General features: G+C 34.8%; 20 protein-coding genes. 15 read left to right on the top strand and 5 right to left on the bottom strand.

The features are described 5' to 3' along the window. The first annotated feature begins 8 nt into the window (after positions 1 to 8). The 3 genes from N7E81_RS07275 to N7E81_RS07265 all read left to right on the top strand — a co-directional run bounded on the left by N7E81_RS07275 (position 9) and on the right by N7E81_RS07265 (position 2,640). A complete protein-coding gene (locus tag N7E81_RS07275) occupies positions 9 to 1,193 on the top strand; it encodes a hypothetical protein (protein WP_263052628.1) in 1,185 nt (394 codons plus the stop codon). Between the two features lie 171 nt (positions 1,194 to 1,364). Then, on the top strand, positions 1,365 to 1,712 hold the full coding sequence (locus N7E81_RS07270; RefSeq protein WP_263052627.1) for a hypothetical protein: 348 nt from the start codon (positions 1,365 to 1,367) through the stop codon (positions 1,710 to 1,712). A 187-nt stretch (positions 1,713 to 1,899) separates the two neighbouring features. After that, positions 1,900 to 2,640 carry a recombinase family protein gene (locus N7E81_RS07265; RefSeq protein WP_317624071.1) on the top strand — a complete coding sequence of 247 codons (741 nt, stop codon included), beginning with the start codon at positions 1,900 to 1,902 and terminating at the stop codon, positions 2,638 to 2,640. On the opposite strand, the gene N7E81_RS07260 is transcribed toward N7E81_RS07265, so the two are convergent. After that, positions 2,637 to 3,080, bottom strand: coding sequence for a JAB domain-containing protein (locus N7E81_RS07260; protein ID WP_263052626.1), 444 nt, complete (start codon positions 3,078 to 3,080; stop codon positions 2,637 to 2,639). The genes N7E81_RS07265 and N7E81_RS07260 overlap by 4 nt on opposite strands. A 431-nt stretch (positions 3,081 to 3,511) precedes the next feature. Between N7E81_RS07260 and N7E81_RS07255 the strand changes: the two genes are divergently transcribed. Further along, the gene (locus N7E81_RS07255) at positions 3,512 to 4,990 is read left to right on the top strand and encodes a toxin-antitoxin system YwqK family antitoxin (protein ID WP_263052625.1); all 1,479 of its coding nucleotides are present in this window, start codon (positions 3,512 to 3,514) and stop codon (positions 4,988 to 4,990) included. A 101-nt stretch (positions 4,991 to 5,091) separates the two neighbouring features. Beyond that, positions 5,092 to 5,250, top strand: a complete 159-nt coding sequence (locus tag N7E81_RS07250; RefSeq protein ID WP_263052624.1) for a hypothetical protein — start codon at positions 5,092 to 5,094, stop codon at positions 5,248 to 5,250. Between the two features lie 28 nt (positions 5,251 to 5,278). Here the strand turns inward: N7E81_RS07250 and N7E81_RS07245 are convergent, their stop codons facing one another. Next, entirely contained in the window at positions 5,279 to 6,601 is a 1,323-nt protein-coding gene (locus N7E81_RS07245) for a hypothetical protein (protein ID WP_263052623.1), read from the bottom strand. A gap of 608 nt (positions 6,602 to 7,209) precedes the next feature. Between N7E81_RS07245 and dcm the strand changes: the two genes are divergently transcribed. The 3 genes from dcm to N7E81_RS07230 are packed head-to-tail and all read left to right on the top strand — an operon-like array spanning position 7,210 to position 11,134. Then, positions 7,210 to 9,507: a DNA (cytosine-5-)-methyltransferase gene (gene dcm / locus N7E81_RS07240; protein ID WP_263052622.1), complete on the top strand. Its 2,298-nt coding sequence runs from the start codon at positions 7,210 to 7,212 to the stop codon at positions 9,505 to 9,507. Beyond that, entirely contained in the window at positions 9,488 to 10,318 is an 831-nt protein-coding gene (locus N7E81_RS07235) for an asparagine synthase-related protein (protein WP_263052621.1), read from the top strand. The genes dcm and N7E81_RS07235 overlap by 20 nt, the downstream gene beginning before the upstream one ends. A gap of 48 nt (positions 10,319 to 10,366) precedes the next feature. Further along, positions 10,367 to 11,134 (top strand): hypothetical protein, encoded by a 768-nt coding sequence (locus N7E81_RS07230; protein ID WP_263052620.1) that lies wholly within the window; start codon positions 10,367 to 10,369, stop codon positions 11,132 to 11,134. A gap of 100 nt (positions 11,135 to 11,234) precedes the next feature. On the opposite strand, the gene N7E81_RS07225 is transcribed toward N7E81_RS07230, so the two are convergent. From N7E81_RS07225 to N7E81_RS07215, 3 genes are read right to left on the bottom strand one after another with little or no spacing between them, the layout of a single operon-like run. Continuing rightward, complete coding sequence (locus N7E81_RS07225) at positions 11,235 to 12,053, bottom strand: ImmA/IrrE family metallo-endopeptidase (RefSeq protein ID WP_263052619.1); 819 nt, start codon at positions 12,051 to 12,053, stop codon at positions 11,235 to 11,237. After that, positions 12,022 to 12,324, bottom strand: coding sequence for a hypothetical protein (locus N7E81_RS07220; protein ID WP_263052618.1), 303 nt, complete (start codon positions 12,322 to 12,324; stop codon positions 12,022 to 12,024). Before N7E81_RS07220 ends, N7E81_RS07225 begins: the two co-directional genes overlap by 32 nt. A gap of 7 nt (positions 12,325 to 12,331) precedes the next feature. Then, positions 12,332 to 13,012, bottom strand: coding sequence for a sigma-70 family RNA polymerase sigma factor (locus N7E81_RS07215; RefSeq protein ID WP_263052617.1), 681 nt, complete (start codon positions 13,010 to 13,012; stop codon positions 12,332 to 12,334). A gap of 103 nt (positions 13,013 to 13,115) precedes the next feature. On the opposite strand from N7E81_RS07215, the gene N7E81_RS07210 reads away from it, so the two are divergent. From N7E81_RS07210 to N7E81_RS07180, 7 genes are all read left to right on the top strand, one after another. Continuing rightward, positions 13,116 to 14,246, top strand: a complete 1,131-nt coding sequence (locus N7E81_RS07210) for a nucleotidyltransferase domain-containing protein (RefSeq protein ID WP_263052616.1) — start codon at positions 13,116 to 13,118, stop codon at positions 14,244 to 14,246. Next, entirely contained in the window at positions 14,236 to 14,637 is a 402-nt protein-coding gene (locus tag N7E81_RS07205; protein WP_263052615.1) for a hypothetical protein, read from the top strand. The genes N7E81_RS07210 and N7E81_RS07205 overlap by 11 nt, the downstream gene beginning before the upstream one ends. A gap of 8 nt (positions 14,638 to 14,645) precedes the next feature. After that, on the top strand, positions 14,646 to 15,290 hold the full coding sequence (locus N7E81_RS07200) for an STING domain-containing protein (RefSeq protein WP_263052614.1): 645 nt from the start codon (positions 14,646 to 14,648) through the stop codon (positions 15,288 to 15,290). A 54-nt stretch (positions 15,291 to 15,344) separates the two neighbouring features. After that, a complete protein-coding gene (locus N7E81_RS07195) occupies positions 15,345 to 16,163 on the top strand; it encodes a hypothetical protein (protein WP_263052613.1) in 819 nt (272 codons plus the stop codon). A gap of 450 nt (positions 16,164 to 16,613) precedes the next feature. After that, positions 16,614 to 17,795 (top strand): hypothetical protein, encoded by a 1,182-nt coding sequence (locus N7E81_RS07190; RefSeq protein WP_263052612.1) that lies wholly within the window; start codon positions 16,614 to 16,616, stop codon positions 17,793 to 17,795. Positions 17,796 to 18,065: 270 nt separating this feature from the next. Then, positions 18,066 to 19,157, top strand: a complete 1,092-nt coding sequence (locus N7E81_RS07185; RefSeq protein ID WP_263052611.1) for a hypothetical protein — start codon at positions 18,066 to 18,068, stop codon at positions 19,155 to 19,157. A 94-nt stretch (positions 19,158 to 19,251) separates the two neighbouring features. Then, entirely contained in the window at positions 19,252 to 20,538 is a 1,287-nt protein-coding gene (locus tag N7E81_RS07180) for a hypothetical protein (RefSeq protein ID WP_263052610.1), read from the top strand.

The raw sequence follows: 20,538 nt of genomic DNA, 5'->3' as shown, positions 1-20,538 counted from the left end.
TATTTAAAATGATAACAAACGATCCTCCCAAAATTCAATACAAATTTAAAGGTGGAAAGAATCACCCCAAAGAGGTCAGAGAATCAAAGCAGGAAATTATTGACATGGCGAAACAAAGAATTGTATTCGAAGAATACTATAAAAGTCTAAAGCCTGAAAATGAGTCCCACGTCAAACATTGCAATTGGTCAATTGAACAGCTCAACAATAAGATTAAAGATGAGCAACAAATTGAAAATTCTATTATTGATAATTCAAGAGTGCCCTTCTATATATACATCACTTACAAAGAAGGAAAATCAAAAACTATGAGCTCTTGGTGCAAAAGGAGCAATCTTAAATTATTAGAGAACCCAAAACACATTGAAGAGTCCCCCGATGGGCAGGAAGAAATGCGAGCAATTTCCGATATGATTAGAATTGAAACGCAAGATTATAAAAATGATTTGCCAGATTTTAAATTGTCTCGGATTCTGAGGTTTTATAGATATACACCTTCCCAGGCTATCGCCTATAACGCTATGCTTTTCCTACAAAGATGGTGGTCACCAAAGCTTGCCACTCTAAGTCATTTTGATAAGACCTACGAACCATTCAAAAAATTAAATGATCTAGTCGATTTGGGTGATCTATTTCCGAGTAGCAGAATGATTTTCGAAGATAAAGAACCAAAAAAAACACCTACTCGCAAGTACAAGTACCTTTTCAAACAAGTTGAAAATGGGCAAATAGAATTTGACGAATTCGCAAAACAAGCATCTGTTGAAGGTGAAAATTTTAAGAGCGCCAAGATTAGGTACAAGAAAAGAACAAATTTTCTAGCTGATCCACTCAACTATTTCAATTTAGCACATTTGTTGTTTAACGATATGGATATAGAAAATGATAACTCAGATGCCATATTCATAATGGAGTCACTAAATACCTTCTATGCATTTATGAGATTGGTCGAGCATTATGCTCGTTCATTAGAATTGTCTCTATACCAAAACACATTGTGGTATTTCCACACTACCGAAAATTTTATCACTAAACTTATGATCCATATTGATGATTCAATTAAAAAGAATCCTGACTTACGTGATGAACATGATTTATTGACATTTTTGAGACCACCTGGAGACATTCAGCATTCCCAATTTCAGCGCTACATTGAAAACAAGTCAAAAGTGAGTCAAATAAGTGACTCATAGCCAAGACACCTTTTAAAAATGGACTAATTGAGTTGTCATACAAAACAGCCTTCAATTGCTCAAAAACGCGAAATATAGCGAAAAATAATAGACACTTTTTGTATATGGATTTTGAGTCAATTCAAACTCATCTTTGAATTATAAATTATTTAAAACGAAAAATTCAAGATTATGAGCAAGTTTAACGAGGCAATCGCCAAAGATGTAAAAAGTGTTATCAAAGTAGAATTGGTAGAATTTAAAAGTGAATTGACAGAGATTTTACAACAAGAATTGAAAGAGACAAAAGAGCTGTTAGAAAGGCTACCACAACTAGACAAATCAAATAATGCATCTAAGGAGTTGGATAAGGAATTTGTGTACCTCCCAGAAGCTGCTGAAATATTGAGATGTAGTGTTGATACAGTCAAGCGCCATGAGAAGAGAGGTTTTTTTACAAGGTTAAATAGAGTTCCAAATTCTCCTATTTACTACTTAAAAAAAGACATTTTCTCATTCATAACTACAAACGACAACTAGTAACAACTGTCTGTGTCAATAATCAATTTGGGCGCCCATTGATTGTTGCTAATCCATATTTACGAATTCACCTGTGTAGTTGTCTACTAGATTACACGCGGTCACAAAATCTAATAGTCGACTACTAGATTATGTACCATATCACGTTTTGAAGAAATATATCATTTTACAAACCGTGGTTTAAAAAATGATTTTTTTGGTAGGCTACCCACCAGTTTTGGTTTGTTTTATCGAAAGATACATTCAAGACATGGAACATGTAGCATATTACAGAGTCTCAACTCACAACCAGAGTAGGTCTGGTCTTGGAATCGAAGCCCAAAAATCTATGGTTCGATCCTTTATTTCTACAAATGATACTATTCTAAAGGAATTCATTGAAGTGGAGTCTGGTAAAAACAACAATAGACCCAAACTTCAAGAAGCAATAGCCTATTGCAAATCAAACCAAGCCATTCTATTAATTGCTAAACTTGATCGGTTGTCACGCAATGCTGCTTTTATATTTCAACTACGAGATTCGGAGGTTGAATTTAGAGCTGTAGATATGCCTGATGCTAATGCCTTAACAGTAGGTATTATGGCAGTACTGGCTCAGCATGAACGAGAATTGATTTCTGAGAGAACTAGAAGAGCTTTACAAATCAAAAAACAAAGAGGTGACAAAATGGGTACGCCTGAGAACCTAACTAAGGCTGCTATATACAAAGGCATGGAAGTTCGAAAGAGAAATGCATTGAACAATCAAGCCAATGTTCAAGCAATGGAAATGATTTATGCCTATCGTCAAAATGATATGACCTTTCAAGAAATCTCTGACAAACTCAATCTGATAGGTATGAAAACTCGATTCGGTAAAAAATATATAGCATCCACAGTTAGAAGACTATACAAGGTCAAATTAAAAACTTTGAACGAATCCGTTTAAAAATCGAAGTTATCTGCCAACGAATAATAGCCCTCCGATGTGATAATTATATGATCTAACAAATTGATATCTAATAACAATCCCGCTGCCTTCATTTTCTTCGTTAGTTGAATATCTTGCCTACTTGCCGTAAGGCTTCCTGATGGATGATTATGACACATAATTATTCCAGAGGCGGCAGCCCTTAAAGCCGAAGTAAATAGTAATTTAGGGTCAACTACTGTACCTGCTACTCCTCCCCTAGACATATCATATATACCTAAGCACTTATTGGCTCTATTCAATAGAAGGATTTTAAATTCCTCTAACAACTCTAGATTGTCTTTGTTCCAATATTGCTTGAATACATTATAAGCATCGGATGAACAGCAGACTTTCACTCGATCAGAAGCTTTCACTTTTGACCTATAGATCAATTCGATTTCTGCGACCTTTAACATGAGTCAAATCAAACCACTATCTTAGAATATTGCAATTATTTACAATTAAATATGATATTTGAATTAGAATTGTACAATTCATACCCAAGCACAAATCCATTTATATAATAATACGTTTTATCAATTAATGGTTAAATTTGATTTGTTATAAAATGGACAAAATGGAATTTATGAAATAGATATATTCTAAAGACATATAAAGAATTGCGTTGCTAACGTTTCTTACTAGCTAAAATCGCCAAATTTTAAATGAGAAAAGAAACCGTTGGGAAACGCGCCCGCCTAGGGCGTGTTACTGACTGTTGTTTTATTTTCTCTTGGTGTTTGGCGATACCTTGCTAGTGATAAATTCAGCTGAGGTTCACGCCCTTCTTTTTTTAACAATCAATTTTCCTGCTCTTTGTTCCTCAGGGCTCATAATCAACAATAAAATGAGCTTAAAATTCAAACATTACATTTCGGTTCTATTATTAATTATAGTAACCCATCAATTATTTGGTCAACGTACTATTGAGACTTATTATGATTATGGTAAGACTAAACTTCATGAGGTTTACACTACTACCGACGAGCCTCCTTATCGTAAACATGGCACATACAAAGAATTTGATGCTGTTAGGAATCTAATTCGAGAGAAAAATTTTAAAGATGGAAAAAGTCATGGCATGACTAAAATCTACTACTTCATGCCTGACGAATCTCAAAGAGCATGCTACGGTCAACTCATTGGTGAATCTAATTGGAAAGATGGGAAAAAGCATGGATGGGATAAATCTTGGGATTGTAGCAATGGAACCCGCACCCTTCGAGAAGAGGTCAATTATGAAAATGGCACTGGAGTTTATGCAATCAATTATCACCGAAATGGAGTCAAGAAATCAGTTAACCATATAACAGGCACCAATAAAGATTGGGATGAAAATGGCAATCTGATAGCTGAATACGAAGTGGTCAATGGAAAAGAGGAAGGAATTAAAACCTTATACCATGCCAATGGAACAATTAAATTAACGGGCCAAATGATTAACGGTGAAGAATCTGGGGTCTGGAAAGGTTATGCCGAAAATGGTCAAATGATATTGGAATTTGATGCTGTAGTCGGAGATCCTGTATTTTCACGAATAGCTAACTTTTATGACGATGGTTCAAAAAAGTCATTACAATACAAAACTGATAGTGGTTCTTATATCAAAGAACAGTTTGCGGTTAATGGAAATACTACTTCTTATGAAGAGCTGATCTACAATAGAAGGGTTAAGGAATTGGTTCCGGAAGGCTTGCAAGTCAGCTATACCGAAGATGGTCAAAAGCTATATAGTCAAACTATAAACAATGGTGTTGCAAATGGTTTGAGTGAAATATTCAATGAAAACGGTGAAGTGATAGGAGGTGGTAACTATGTAAATGGTTGTCGGGTAGGATCATTTGTTTTGTTCTATGATGAAGAATGGAAATCAGTCATCGATTATCGAGACATTACCTATAAACGAGAAATAACGTTTGACAATTCCTGTAAGCCGACGGGTATGGTGATTGATTATTATTCAGATGGAACTAAACAGTTTGAAGGGTATTTAACCTCTATTGATCCAGACAAACAAGATGGACATTGCACATTCTATTACGAGAGTGGAAACAAGAAAACAGAAGCAACATATCAACATGGTCAGATTAATAGATACATAAAGTATTATGAGACAGGACATTTGCAAATGGATGCATCGTACAGACAAGGACAATTACATGGTGAGGTCAAATACTATGATGAGAATGGAACTATGAGGCAAAGCGAAAAGTACAACGGTGGGTTACAAGTCGGTGAATGGCGCTACTATTCTGAGACAGGAAAGTTAATTGAGATTGAAGAGTATCGTTTTGGTCAGTTGATCAGAACTCAAAAAGTCAACTAAGACCAACGGTCCTCATATTTTTCATCATTCCATTGACATGCATTGAGTGGATGGTTACAATTGTCTGGTAATCAAATGTTTTAAACTAAATTTTGAATATCATGAATGACAAAAAAGAAATCAAATCAAATGCTACTCAAGCCTCTGGTGGAATGGTAGATTTATTATTGAACATTTTAGAAAATTCTAAATCGAGCAAGGAGGATAAAACCTTGTCTCGAAATGAATTGAAAAGGATGATCAACGCAACAGCAGCCTAGAGCCAGTAGCCTCTTTTTTGAGATTTAATTATCCAACTTTGGAGCCTTCAATTTTTGAGGGCTCCTTTTTTGTGTCTTCTAATTGAGTAATTGTCAGATTTGGCGAATTACCAAAGACCCTTTCAAATACACCTTCTGCAATTGCGATGAACTTATCTGCCTCTGATGCTTTAACCAACCAAGAGTCATGTATGGTAAGTAAATCCGTAATATCATAATTAGCTGCTTCTTCAACTACTTGGTCAAGTACTAAATTACTTTCCATTCTTTGTAAGATCAATGTTAAATTGCTGTGTCTCTTGTTACTAGTAGAACTGTTGATTTTTTCTGTCTTTATTTGATTCAAAATATCGAGCAGACCTGGGTATGCTTCCTCAAAGCAATCAAACTCACTACCTTTATCTCCATATGGAGAACTGAACAAAATCGAAAAGATTAGATTTTTAGCGTCTGATCTTTCTATCTCAAACTCCTCACCGAATCGACAATAGATATCAACATCACTAAATAATACATCCTTTCGGAATAATTTGAAGCCCTCACACTTTTCAAGTTTCTGGATAGTAGATTCGAACTTTACAGCATCCTGTGGCCGAAGAACCTTAAACATCCAATCTATTGATAGATTTGCAAGGAAATATATTTGGCTTGTTCTAATATCAATTTCAACAAGCGTTTCATTAGAATCAGAATACTTTATTAATGGCCTCAGTTTCTTATTCAAATTTGTAAGTACAGAGTGAATTCTCTTGCCAAAGTTATCCATGCCAGGCCCAGTGAAATTATCATAAAAATCACCTTTTGGTAAAAAGGATAAGTCTAATTTTTTGAGAGACTCAAGTAAAACATTTTTACTTGTTTCACATAATTTGATATTATCTTCTTTGCTCCTCCTTAGGAAATTGACAAAGTTGCTTTTTGCATTTATAGATTTAGCATCGGTCAACTCGTATTTTATCCATCCTTTCTTAAAAGTATGATTCAAAAGTCTACTAGGTATTTTGTACTCTTTGGTTTTTCCACTGATATGAATTTTACTAGTTGAAATCGCCTGATGATAGGATTCATTTATTTCTAGAAGCCCTTCATTCTTCAAAATTGATAAGATGGTTCTATATTCTGTTCTTCCGAATATTTTTGCTAGCTTCTCGCTGTGCACCGAAATAAATTTGGTGAGACGGTACTCATCATAATCATATTTTTCCCGTCTGGCTATTGCTAAATAATTATACATCAAATAACTATAAAATAGTAATACCCTATCCACGTGCTTAGGTAATAATTTCTGTAATTCTTGAATCCTGCTCTTTGTAAAATATGGTGGAAGGATAATCCTATTGTCTGCTGTCATTTTTAATAATTTTTAAATTCAATTATTATATCAGCAGATCGTGTTTTGTTTAAAACAAATCCTGTCAGATCCAATAATAAATAGGAACTGATCCTTTGTAAAACTTGACTAGATATTGATGGATGGGAGGGACAGGCAGATAATTATATAGTTATAATAGAATTTTTGATTAGACTATTGATGTAGGGTAATGAATTCATTAATTCCATGGAATGGTTACCAATTGAATAAAATATAGGGTAGAGATTGAATTATTCACTATTGAATATGGATCACATTAGAATGTTAGGCTAACCTAATTTCAATTCACAATTAGCCAGTAGCATAAGTTCATCCATTGGCCGTCAGCCAATGGCTTAAACGATGCTTAGATGAATAAATTAATTGAACTGATGGAATTGTTGTCAATTGAAAACAATGATTCAGAGGTCATCTAAAAGCTTCATTTTTCATTCCATTTTGGAAGGCAAAATCAATATGAAATTTTGAGTAATACCTATGCGTGTGCAGGCATAGAGCATAACGTAAAAGCAACCCAAATGCATTCTATATGGCAACCCAACAAGCTTAACCATCTTCGATTTATTCGAATATTAAAAACTTTCAATATGAAAAAAGACGAAGTGTTTAAAGAATCAAAAGAAGAACCTTTTGCATTCAAAAATGAAGTTGCCACAGTCTTTGATGACATGGCATCCAGAAGTATTCCTGGCTATGAAAGTATACAGGAAGATGTTGCTCGAATTGTCCAACAATTCGCAAAACCCAATACTAATATTTATGACTTGGGGTGTTCAACTGCAACAACTCTTTTGAATATTGAAAAGCTGGTTGATGACAAAACCAACTTGATCGGAATTGATGAATCTGCAGATATGCTAGAACAGGCCATGAAAAAGATCGTCAAACATAGTTCAAGAGTCAAAGTACTTAGCAATGATCTAGTGCATAATCAAACTGTTTCTAATGCATCTGTTGTACTCATGCTTTGGGTATTGATGTTTGTCAGGCCAATTCACCGTAAACACGTTATTCAGAAAATTTATGATGGTTTAGTTCCTGGAGGGATTCTCATCTTGACTGAAAAAATATTGGGTGAAACGGCACAAACCAATAAGCTCTTCATGGATAACTATTATTGCTATAAAAAGAAGCAGGGCTATTCTGAAGATGAAATACTCAATAAGCGACTTGCACTCGAAAATGTACTAGTACCCTTCAAAAATTCTGAAAACCTCGAACTGCTTGATATGTTTGACCATGTCGAACCCTTTTACAAAGACAAACAGTTTGTTGGCTACTTAGCAATCAAAAGTGATCTTCCATCAAAGACCATTATTCACCTTGACAAGGTTTCCCCAGTTATTGAAAAAGGGTACGAAGATACCGTTTGTCAAACTGAAAAAACAGAAACAATTCCGGAAGCTGAATCCTTTCATAAATTCTCATATGAATGGCACTTGTCTGATGTAAATAAGCAAGTAGAAGGGCACAAGAGTACTCTCCCTAAAGTAATGAGTACATTTTCATGTGGGGGTGGCAGCTCAATGGGCTATAAACTTGCCTCGTGTGATATTGTGGCCAATTTAGAATTCGACAAAAAAAAGAATGATACTTATAATTTGAACATGAACCCAAAGTACTCATACACTGAAATGATTCAGGACTTTGTTAAATGGGACGATTATCCAAAAGAATTACATGAACTCGATATTTTAGATGGGAGCCCACCATGTAAAACATTCTCCACAAATGGTAAGCGAGAGAAAAATTGGGGGAAAGAAATTGAGTATACAGCAAATACACCAAAACAATTAGTGTCAGAGTTGTTCTTCGATTTCATTAATCTAGCCAAAAGATTAAGGCCAAAAATTATCATCGCAGAAAACGTCAGAGGGTTGATCATCGGTAAGTCAAAATTGAATTATATGATACCCGTTTTAAAAGCATTTGATGCGGCAGGTTACTTTGTTAATTTTTATTTGTTGGATGCCAGCAACTTTGGGGTGCCTCAAAAAAGAAGACGAGTATTCTTTATTGCGGTAAGAAAAGACTTAGCACCTCGAATTGATAATAGTATTGATTCAAACGCAGTGATCGATTACAGTATGTTTGACAATGAAACAGATCACACTAAAGTTTATTTAGATCAATTGAAATCAGTTCTTCCAAAACTTGATTTACGATCGACTGAAAAACCTATTCCTTATCGGGAAATTGAAGAAGTCAATCCACAACAGGTAAAATGGATTACAAGTGAACAGGTGAAAGATTTATGGAACCAACTCGAACCAGGTAATAATTTTGCCAAGGTACATCCTAAACAACATTGGTATAATAAAAATAAAGTGAGTGCAAGCAAGGTCATTCCGACCGTCATTCCTAATGCACCGATGTATCATTATAATCAACCAAGGCATTTAACTCTTGCTGAACTAGAAAGAGCAGGGTCATGGCCTCATGACTATAACTATGGTAAATCTGATCCTGAAGAAATGATTGGAAGAGCCGTGCCTCCTGTTCTAATGGCACATCTGGTGTCAATCGTCAAAGAACAATATTTGAAACCCATTAATAATCCATCTACTTCATCAAAAGATGATGCTGTAGTGAACACTGACAAGGAAGATTTAATGACTGTTTTCAAGAACTTAACAAATCAATCCGATTATAACCAATTCCCTAAACCTGAGTCAAAGCGTAGCAATAAAAGATATTACTATTCGCGCTATTACAATTTAGGTTGGGACATCAAACATACGGCCTTTGATAAAGGCAAACAGTACCTTTTAAAGGACTTCTTAAACAAATACAGATCAATTGTTGAGTCGAATCAAGAAGTTATTTACAAGGCTTTAGAAGAGCTCCATAAACTTTACAGAAATCATGCTAAATCAACAAATTGATATCACTGATCTTCGCAATAGGTTTATTTATCAATTGAAAGTTGATTGCCAGGGCGAACAAGAAATTGGTCTATTTATGAGTGGTGGTATTGATTCTTGCGCTGTTCTTTTTGGGTTGTTGAGACTTAAAAAAAGAGTGACTGTTTATTCCTTTTCTTTACCTGGCAAACTCTCAACTGATTTTAAAACCTCAGAGAAAATTTCGAGAAAGCTCAACTGCAACTTTGTGGGTATTGAACTATGGGCTGAAGTTAACCTAGATTTAATCAAGGAATTGATGACAAAATATGAATGTAAAAAGAAAACCTATATTGAATGTTTGTATCCGTTTCTTGCCTCAATGCCTTACGTAAAAGAAAAGGTCATTTTAACTGGTTATGAATCAGACGATCACTTTTTGTTAAATAAGGAGGCATTAATTCATTATAAAAAGACGCTTGAATTAAATCAAGAATATAGGAGGTCAATATTTAAGGACTACTCGACTGATCAATTTGAAAAACTGAAACAAATCGGGCTGGCTTTTGAAAAAAGAATCAAAAGCCCATATTGTAGTAAACCTATTTATGACTATTTCTATGACAAAACTTGGTATGAGATAAACAGGCCAAAAATTAAATTCCCATTAATCAAAATGTTCGATGAAATGGAATCGATAAATGAGCTATTCTATCATGCCAATCTCCAAATGGGTGATAGCCGGCTGAGAGAACACTTTGCTGTTCTGCTAAATTCATCAGTTAATAAAAATAAGAGAACAAGAATGATGGATGTCTACAGAGATATGTACAATCAATACCATTCCATATAATGGCATTGATTTTCCTTTGATAAATACTAAAACAAAAAAAACGTTTTAATGTTCTATCAAATTGACAATTTCAAAGAAGACTCCTACATCATTACAACCACGACGGGACAATACTTTATAGCTGCTCCATATTTTGAAGGCTTCCTTCATATAGCTAATGAAAACAAATTGACTTCAAGAGATTTTGATATCATCAATCATGGCCTCTATTATGGGGAAAATACCAATTACTCTCATCTCGCCTTTGGCTCTAGGTGGTGGTACGGTGAAGAATTTCTTAGTCAATGGAAATCAGCTATCCTAGATTACGAGCAAAAAATTAATTTCACGACTTTTGACCAAGTCAAAAACCAATCTGACTTCCTTACCTTTTCCACAAAAAGCTATTCAATAAATGTGGGTCATCCGATTAAAGCATTGACTATTCATAATGGTCTCCCTGTAAAGGACTTGGTTACGTTATACAATGATATTATTGTCATGGTAGATTCTATGTCATTAAATGACGATTGCGCTATCAAACCAAATGAATTGATCATAATTGATAATGCTGTTCTTGACAAGAACAATAGAATTTACTTTTCCAAAGGCAGGCGAAGAAAACCATTCAGTAATAAAGAATTGAAGTTGACAAAACCTCATTTTGACATGTTTCTGAAAATCATTTCACAAGGGGAATGTAAAATAGATCAGATAAGATTTGATATTAAATTGAAGGTAGGCCAAACCAAACCTCAAATAAAATCAAATGATTTAGATGAATTAGAAACAATAGAATACCCTGGAGGAAAATCTATAATCTTTCCTATTTTCTAACCGATGCCGTTGATGATATCTATAGGTTAGACGATCGATTGTCGCAGAAACTATGGTAATTAGACAATAATGGTCAATAGCTTGAAGAATTCCTGTTATGCTAATCTTCCCAAAGAACACTCATTACCAAATTCTGTGCATCCGCATAAATACATTTTTCATACAGCATCCTATTATAGTTCTCGCCAATTTTATACCATTCTTTTGCTTCAACTTCCTCTTTGTCTGATGTTCTTTTAATCTTTTTTGTAAAGTATTCTCCTGCAACAGTCCATGGAGATATGTTTTCATCATATCCCTTTAGATATTTAAAGCCAAAGTCACTGCTTGTCCTATGCCATTTTACCCGGCCATTTTGAGAACATATTATACAAATGGGATGATTGTTGTCGATGGCAGCATAACGAATCAAGGTAGCAGATAAGCTCGTATTAAACTTTTTACTTATCATGTCAACGAGGTTAAAACTAAAGATCTGCCCAGTGGATAATTCTTCAAATCTTGATTTTGGCATCAACAGACACGCAGCAAATAGATCAGCTTCCAATTCGATTGGGTTTTTAGATTGAAAATTGGTGTAGCTTGGGTGAGATGGTGTTTTACCATTTTTTAAGCTTATCCTATGCTCGTCTATGAAATAGTGACCAAGTTCGTGGGCAAATGTAAATCTCGCACGTGCTGAAGTTTCATGAACTAATCTTTTATTTAAGCTTATATAGATATGAAATTTACCAAACCTGTGTTCTAACATTCCATCAAAACATAGCCCATAATTATTATAGCTATAGGTAATACCATTTTCATCAGCAATTATTTCTGGTTGAATTACATTCTTTGGACAGTAATCCTCTGCAACACTTTCAGCAAGTTCTTCGATAAATTCCTTCCTAGATTTCTGGATTAGAGTTCTTCCTGTCATTCTCCATTTTCTTTTTTATATCGGTAGGAACTTCTCGACCTTCTCTTGCAGCTTGAGCCAGATTTTCTTCAGTACCTGAATAATTTTCTTGATGGTTATTATATTTATACTCGGCTCTTTTTGATCTTGAATCAATATTGAGCTCAAACTGTTCAGGCAACTGCTCAATTTTATTACTCTTCAGATAAATCTTAATCTCCTCGATTGTAGACGGAACAAGATTACCTGTTTCCACTAGAGATTTGGTCAGTCGTTTGTTAAATTTTTCCATGATTTATCTATTTAACTACTTTTAACTTTTCTGATTGATCAACGTACTCAATTATTTTCTTCAATGCCCGTTCTTTAATTTTTCTAAGGGCTTGTTTGGTTGTATCATAGTAGTTGCACATTTCAGTTAATGTCTGTGGAGGAGTCCAATTAGCCTTTTCGGAATTTATGTTTTCATGTCGGTAGAAATCCAGCAAAATGAATCTATTTCGATCACTCAGCGAGGCCAATGCATTCTCTAATGTTTTTCTCTCAATAGACTGATACTCAGATAATCCTTCTTCTGGAACATCATTTAATAAATCGTCCGTATAGCTTATTTCCAAAGAGGAATTTTTAGAACTCTTTAAATAGGTTAACCCTTCATAATTCACAAAGCGACTAATTATTTTTAGAATAACAAATTCTTTTTCATCATTAGGCACTGAGCTATCAATTGAAATCTCGCCGGCTTTATCATATATTTTCAAGAACACATTGTGAAAAAAACTTTTTAAATCCTCTTCGTCAAATCGATTTCTACTAATAAAAAAATCCCTGCACACTGAAAAAGTGTAATTCTTGAAACGCGAATAAAACTCATTAAAGGCCAAGTCAGCAGTAGTAGGATCTTCATCTCTACACGCCATATAGAAGAACAACTCTTCGTCATTAACATTTTGAAACGACACTTCTTTTTCTTTCTCCATCTATATAAGATAAAATGTATAAAGTGTGACAGGATCGAAGTGTCACACTTTGAGCATTATGTAAGTAAAGAAAGGAAAATTTTGTTTAATTAAAAGTAATGCCATGTTAATCACATCAGATTCACACACACAACTTGAAGACACCTTGGCCAAAATGGCAGAGGCTGCAGAATTAGATCAAACTCGCTGGAACAGATTGAAAAGTGCCTATGAAGCAATAAGCAAGTGGCTCAGTGAAGATTCAGATTTTTTTGAAGATGCGGAGATCGAAATATACCCTCAAGGGTCAGTATCCATTGGGACTACCACGAAACCAATAGGTAAGTCAGAGTTTGACTTGGATGTAATTATCCACATCCAATTGCTGTCCTCAAATTACGAACCTCAAACTATTTTTAATGAAGTGGTTCGTAGACTTAACGAAAATGAGACCTATCAAAAAATGAGTGAGTCTAAATCTCGATGTGTTAGACTGAATTATAAAGGAGACTTTCACCTTGACGTTGTTCCAGGGTGTATGGTTGTAGTTTATGATAAAAACCTGATTGATATACCTGATCAAAAGCAAAAAATATGGTTAAGGTCATGTCCAAGAGGGTATCAGGCATGGTTTCTAGATATCGCTAATAGGGTTCAGTTGACGTTTCTTGAAGAAGCCTTTTCAGCTAGCAAAACTGAAATCGAAGAATATGCTAAGAAGAAGCCACTTCAAAGGGCTGTACAATTGATAAAAATGAGAAGAAACATCTACTTCAATGAACAACTTGAAAATGCACCAACTAGCATAGTCCTTACAACATTGGCAGCGCATTTTTATGAAGGGCAATCATCCATTTCTGAAACGTTTGAAGGAATCTTAACGCAGATACGAAATCATATCGAAACACTTTATCCCAACAAACCATTTAAACTCCCTAACCCTGTAAACCCCGAAGAGAATCTCGCAGATATGTGGGAAGACAAACCTGAACTGTATAGACACTTTATTGCCTTTATTCAACAGCTTAGTATTGATTGGCGAGATTTAAAAGCATCTCATGACATAGTGGACGAAAGTAAACTCATGAAAGGCTTGTTCGGTGAAGAGCCATACATTAAGGCTATGGAGGCGAAGGCTAATGCGGTAAATCACAGGAGAGGTAACGGACTAGGAATACTCCCTTCGGGTATCATAGTCGGTAAAGAATCAGAAGAAAGTCTTCCAATAAAACCAAATACATTCTATGGAGATTAAAGATATTCCAATACACCTTCAGGAAGCAGCATTGAAGTCAAAAATTCCTGAGTGTGATCTTTTTTTAGATAAGAATTACCTGAGAGCCAGAGGGCAACTAAAACCCTCTCCCAGAAGCTGCTGGTACAGCTATGAAATCAAGTATAGATTTCGAGATAATATCAAAATACTCATTTTAAACCCTAAAATAAAAATGGAAGTAAATGGAAAGAAGGCAGAGCACCTATATAAGGATGGAAGCCTTTGCCTATTTTTTCCTAAGGCAAAAGAATTTAATTCAAAAAAACTAATAGTTGACTACATCATTCCTTGGGTTTCCTTGTGGCTGTTTTTCTATGAAATATGGTTAGTAACAGGAGAATGGAAAGGAGGAGGTATTCACCCACAATAATAAAACTTATGAACTCAAATAGAAATCATATAGCCGGAAGAGCAATCACTTTTATATTATTAATTTTTTGGTTTTTTTATCCAGAACTGACACAATGGGAACCTATTATTGGTGTTTGGATGGTACTACAGGGAGTTGTAATTTATTTTCAAAAGCGTCGAATAGAAAAGTTAGAATTCTCCCCAGCTATTTCTTTGGCTCATGGCTATGTCAATAACTTCTTAGAGCCAGCGATTAGTGAACTCCTCCAAAAAAACGGATCGGCCAATCTGGACTTCAAAGTATACATCCCAAGTGAACTAGAAGAATTATCAGATCAGCAGATAGAGCGAATGAAACTGCAAATACAATCCAAAGGATATCAACTGAACCAAATTAAGCTTAAAAGAAAAACAGGAAGACCACACGATATATTGACTGTTGAAAAGCAAGAAGGATCAGTTTCTTATTTTGATTTCCCAAGAACATTATTGTCCCTACAGTCTTATATAGATTATAAAGTGGCATCCTCACGTAATGAATCTACAGATTCTAAAAAGCAGGTACTAGGTAATAAACTAATAGAAGCCTTCAATAAAGAGGTACGGCGACTGATCGAGAAAAAGAACTTGACCGATGCAGTGAGCTTTGCAGAAAAGTCTTTGTCTTTTTAACTCTCTATTGAGTAGACCTTATGATTAACCAACACTATAACAAAACAAAAAAACATGATCAACGAGACCTTTATATCAAACACACTGGCCAGTTTCATTGCGGGTATAACATCTGGTGTAATCCTGATGTATTTAACAAAATTGTTTTCTCAAAATAAACATACAACAGGTACAAATTACTCCATGAAACAAGTAAAAAGTATTCAAATAGAATTAGATCAAAGCAAACGCACTTCCATTCACCACCACCACCCTAGTAAAAAGTCAAATCACACCGATGATGGCGGAAGTATGTTGATTCTTATTATAGCAGGTTGCCTGTTTCTTACTTATCTTTTTGTCCGGTACATGGATGAAATAATAATCACCTATCAATACCTCTTAGCAACCATTGTCACATTTTTAATTCTAACATTGATACATCAGTATAAACTCAAAGTAATCAACGGTAGTGATTGGATTTTATTTATGGTTTTTTCGGCATTAATTTCTATGTTCAACTTTTACCTTTTGCAATTGGTAAGAGACCCTTACATTCAGGAGTATTCTGTTTCTCAAAATATGCTTCTAGCCTCAGCAGATACTTTTTCTTCTTTCATCTTGGACGGTGGGTATAAAGCAACTTGGCTAATGTATCAGATGTTTGGAATGGTTCTCCTTCTCATTTCAGTTGTTGTGTTACTTCCTGTTTTAATCTATTACAACGTATCTATAAGATTAATTCAACATCGAAATAACTCAATGTTTTTATGGTTCAATAAGATTACTCGTAACTTTTCGAAACCAATTCATATTTTGTTTATAAGTGCTACACTTAACTTACTGTCATTTTTACTGATTAGTGGGTTAGCTCATCACTGGCTTACTGATTAAAAAAGCAGGTTGATTAGCAAATACATTCCTATAGTATTCAGCCCATTTTTATGAAATCTGATTCATTTATTCGGTAAGGTCTCAAAATAAAAGTTTGAAAAATAAGGTAGGCGTGCTTTATCTTGTTCAAGATCAATCAACTTAATGTTCGTTATTCTGTAGTAGATATTAATACTATCTCTAATCTCAATTCAATGAGTTCTTCAACTTTTTTTCGTAGATATAGAACATCTATAATCAGGTGATAGATCTTTTTAAAAACTGCAATATAGGAAAGTATAGTTTCTTCTAAAGAATAACTACTCTCAATTGAAATAGAACTATTTCAACGGTTAAGGTAACGCACCTAATAGTATCTAGTAGCATCTGTGTATTGGCCTTTGTCTAAATAAAGAGACTTATTACAAGCATAATTACAATTGCTCTTTTTACAAAAAGCAAAAAATAATTATGTCAAATTTTAGAAAATTAGAAGAAGTTGCTTCAGACGAATACGAACTATTTAATGCCGTATGGACGATAGCAGGAACTACAAAAAATGAACGAATAGCAAATGTAAATAGGCTATTGATCTCTCACATTTCAAGAGCATGTGCAAATCGAAAGACTAGTACTAAGTCTCTTGAATCAAACAGTATGATCCTTCATGAGGATTTACAAATCAACCTAATTGTCAAAGATTCAACGTGGGATTCAGATGTTTTCACTGGGGTTTTGGAATCAGGTGATTATAGTAGTTATACGAATGAACTATTTTCGGGAAAGGTCGTAGCTGTTGTCAAGGGTATTGATCTATCAAAGTTGTTAACGTCAGATGATGTAGATTATCAATTGACAGTGGGCACAATGCTACTTGAAGCAACGGAGGGAGATGTGGTCACCGATACTCAAATGATATTCAGAACGCCTGAAATCATTAACTTAAATAGTTCTGATCATCTTATCAAGAAATTAATTAATCACCAAGAGGAGTTGTCCAATAGGTTATGCTCGAAACATCATTCAATAAGCTTTTATACAATAAAAGAAAACGGTTGTTGGGTAAAGCATGTGAATAGGTACTATCGTTTATACACTTCTTACACCAATTTTTCTCAATTCCTTAGTGAAATACAAGAAGACCTAATGCACGTTTTTAGTCAGGAACAAGCAGGGATACGTGTTGAATTAAACATTGCTCAATACGTTGGAGGCAAGTACATAGATCAATGTATAAGGTCATTGTTTATTCCTAGGTCTGAATTATTCTTTTTGAAATTTGTTTCCACAAGACAACAAGGAGTAAAAGTTAGGAAGGACGATTTATTGAGTAAGCATGGAAAGCTAAATAAGATGATCGATAGGCACCCTGAAGATGAGTTTATAGTTTACTTGTTTGAGTCAGTCAATAGTACTCATTATGAATATGTAACAAGGATATCCTACAATAGGCTGGATTCAGAGTATTTTTCTCAATGTATCAAAGAACGATTTGAGGATGATTTTAGTAATATGACTTATGATTTGGAAGTCTTTATTCCCACCGATTCAATTGAAATGAACGCAATGTATCAAAGAATTGCTTCAGATCAGCGAGAAATGATTAATCAAAGGCAAAGCGAAGTTTATTCAAATTTCATGAAAGCTAGGTGATAATATGGCCCCATTTTGGGGCCATATTATTTTTCTATTGAAAAAGGAGTGATTGTTGAATGATTACAGAATCATGTTTGATACACGAATTACTGCCACTGCATCTCAATTTCTATGAATAGTGCAAATTAGGGGTTTGATAATCGATGGTTTTTAGTTCAAAGGGCGTCACGGTTGTTTATTCAAGGTTTACCTTGTTATATAATTTTCAGTTATGTAAAACTGATTCCTTTTTATTTTTAAGGGAAATTACCATTTAAACCAACCCCTATGGAAGAAGTCAAACTTACCCGTGAAGAGCTCTATCGTTTGGTCTGGTCTACACCCATGATCCGACTGGCCAAAAAATATCATCTCTCAGATAATGGCTTGAGGAAAATTTGTAAAAAATATAAGATTCCCATACCCTACCTGGGCTACTGGTCAAAACTCAAACATGGTAAAAAGTTAAAGCCACAACCACCACTGCCAGAAATAGAAGATAGCGATTCAATCACAATTTCCATTGTTGAAAACAAAGGCCAACAACGGGATTGGGAAAGAAAGGAATTGAACGCTCAAACCGAATTGATCCTAAAGGATAAACGTCTTGATTTTACCATCAAAAAGAAATTAACCAAACCTCATCCGTTGGTCAAACAAGCCAAAGAGTTTTACAATGAGAGAATATCATGGTCACACCTGAATAATGGTTGTACAATTGCAAGACACGATGTTCTAACCATAAAGGTCGCTCCTAAAAATCTTCCAAGAGCTTTGAGGGTATTTGATGCAATCATTGGCTTAATAATACAAAGAGGTCATGAAATCGTGGTTGAAGATGCAAAGAGTAAATTGATTGTCAATGGACAAAAGATGGATATAAGCATCGGTGAAGCTTGTAAAGTGAATAAAAATCGTGATACCAGAAGTATTTTGAATTGGGAACCCTACCTTATTCCAACTGGCATATTAAGTCTGAGTGTCGGCGAAAGGGGTTGGTCTGAGGGGAAGGCACCATTCGAAGAATACCTCCCTGAAATATTGGCTTGGTCGGAGTTGCAAGCCAATGTTCTCGAAATTCGTCAAAAAAAGAGGGAGGAAGAAAATAGAAAATGGGAAGAAGCAAGACGCCTCAAAGAAGAAATCGCAAATCGTAAAAAGGAGGAGAAAGAGAAATACAATCATCTTTTGATTTTGGCCAAAAGATGGCGTGATGCAGAAGATATTCGTGGCCTTGTTTATGAAATGGCAAAAAGCAATCCCAATCCAACCGATGAATTGATGTCTTGGCTTCAATGGTCTAAAGAAAAAGCTGAGTGGGTTGATCCATGCATTAATAGAAACGACAAAATACTGGGGCTATACCATGATCGAGAATAATTCCTTCCTAAGAATACTAAATGATACCGTCATATATGATTGTCAAATTGATATTATTCAAAATAAAATAGTTCTTTGCAGGATATAAGTGCCAATGAAATTATCCACATTTAAGAAAACCAGCATTAGAAAACTGTTAATGAACCCTTGTGTTTTGTTAATGTTAGTTTGTGGTAATTTTCATGCAATATGCCAGGAACAAAAATCTGGATTAAAAGTTAATGCTGGAATAACTACACATTCAAAAGAATCAATTTTAGAGTCTACAAATGTAAGCCATGGAAGTCAACGCCATGGAGTACCAAAGATTGAAAATGGAAAAATAGTACCAAAAAAATACGTGATCCAAAAGAGTCAAAAGCACGTTGAAAAATACGATTCAATCTACAGGATCACTCGCTCCGAGCTTTTGAGAATGAAGCAAAGCCCTGAACACTTCAGTTTGAAAAAAGCGGTGTTTGCTATAGAAAATGCCTTTTTAGAAAATCGCATGGATTATACCTCATTTGAAAATAGCATCATGGATTATATAGACTTTATTCTAACCGCGATTGACGAAGCGGGACTAGATCCAGACAAGGAAAGCTCCAGGCAATACATGCTTTTTAAATTTATGAGTGATACTCTAAAAGTTAAATCTCCCTATTCAGAGGGCATACTTACCCATTATCCTTTTCAATATGATTTTGAGGATTTCAGAGCGGAATATGACTTCACAAAACAATTTGTTACCAAGTTGATGAGCGACGGAAGTGGCCAATGTCATTCTCTTCCTCTTTTGTATCTCATATTAGCAGAAGAGCTAGACATCGAAGCCTACCTTGCATTAGCCCCGAATCATTCATATATCAAAATTAAGGATGAGCGTGGAGAGTTCTACAATCTTGAATTGACCCGAGGACAGTTTGTTTCTGACGGGTTCATGATGGGTTCTGGCTATATTACATCGACTGCACTGCAAAACAACATTTATATGGACACCTTGAGCAAAAGTCAATTAATCTTACAATTGTTCAATGATCTCAATGAAGGTTATCTTAAAAAATTTGGTTGGGACGACTACGCCATTTCACAAATTGAAACTATACTCAAAGAAGACCCAAACAATGTGATCGCTCTAATGAATAAATCCAATGGCATTCTACAGACCATGAGACATGAAGCAGAAAGTCGTGGCTATCCCGATATCAAAACTTTTACTGAAAACGACGAATATGGTAAGTACCTTGATCATTTATGGCAAAGGCAGCACCAGAAACTGGTTCAATTGGGTCATCAGGATATGCCAAAAGAGGCTTACAATGCATGGCTACAATCTGTTGAGGAAAAAGCTGAAGAGCAAAAGAAGGATATAAAAATGAACAATATTCAAAAATTCTGA

The sequence above is a fragment of the Reichenbachiella carrageenanivorans genome, from assembly GCF_025639805.1.
In the GTDB taxonomy this organism is placed as follows: Bacteria; Bacteroidota; Bacteroidia; order Cytophagales; family Cyclobacteriaceae; genus Reichenbachiella; species Reichenbachiella carrageenanivorans.
The sequence above is the reverse complement of the archived record's forward strand: the minus strand, read 5'-3'. Positions and strand labels throughout refer to the sequence as shown.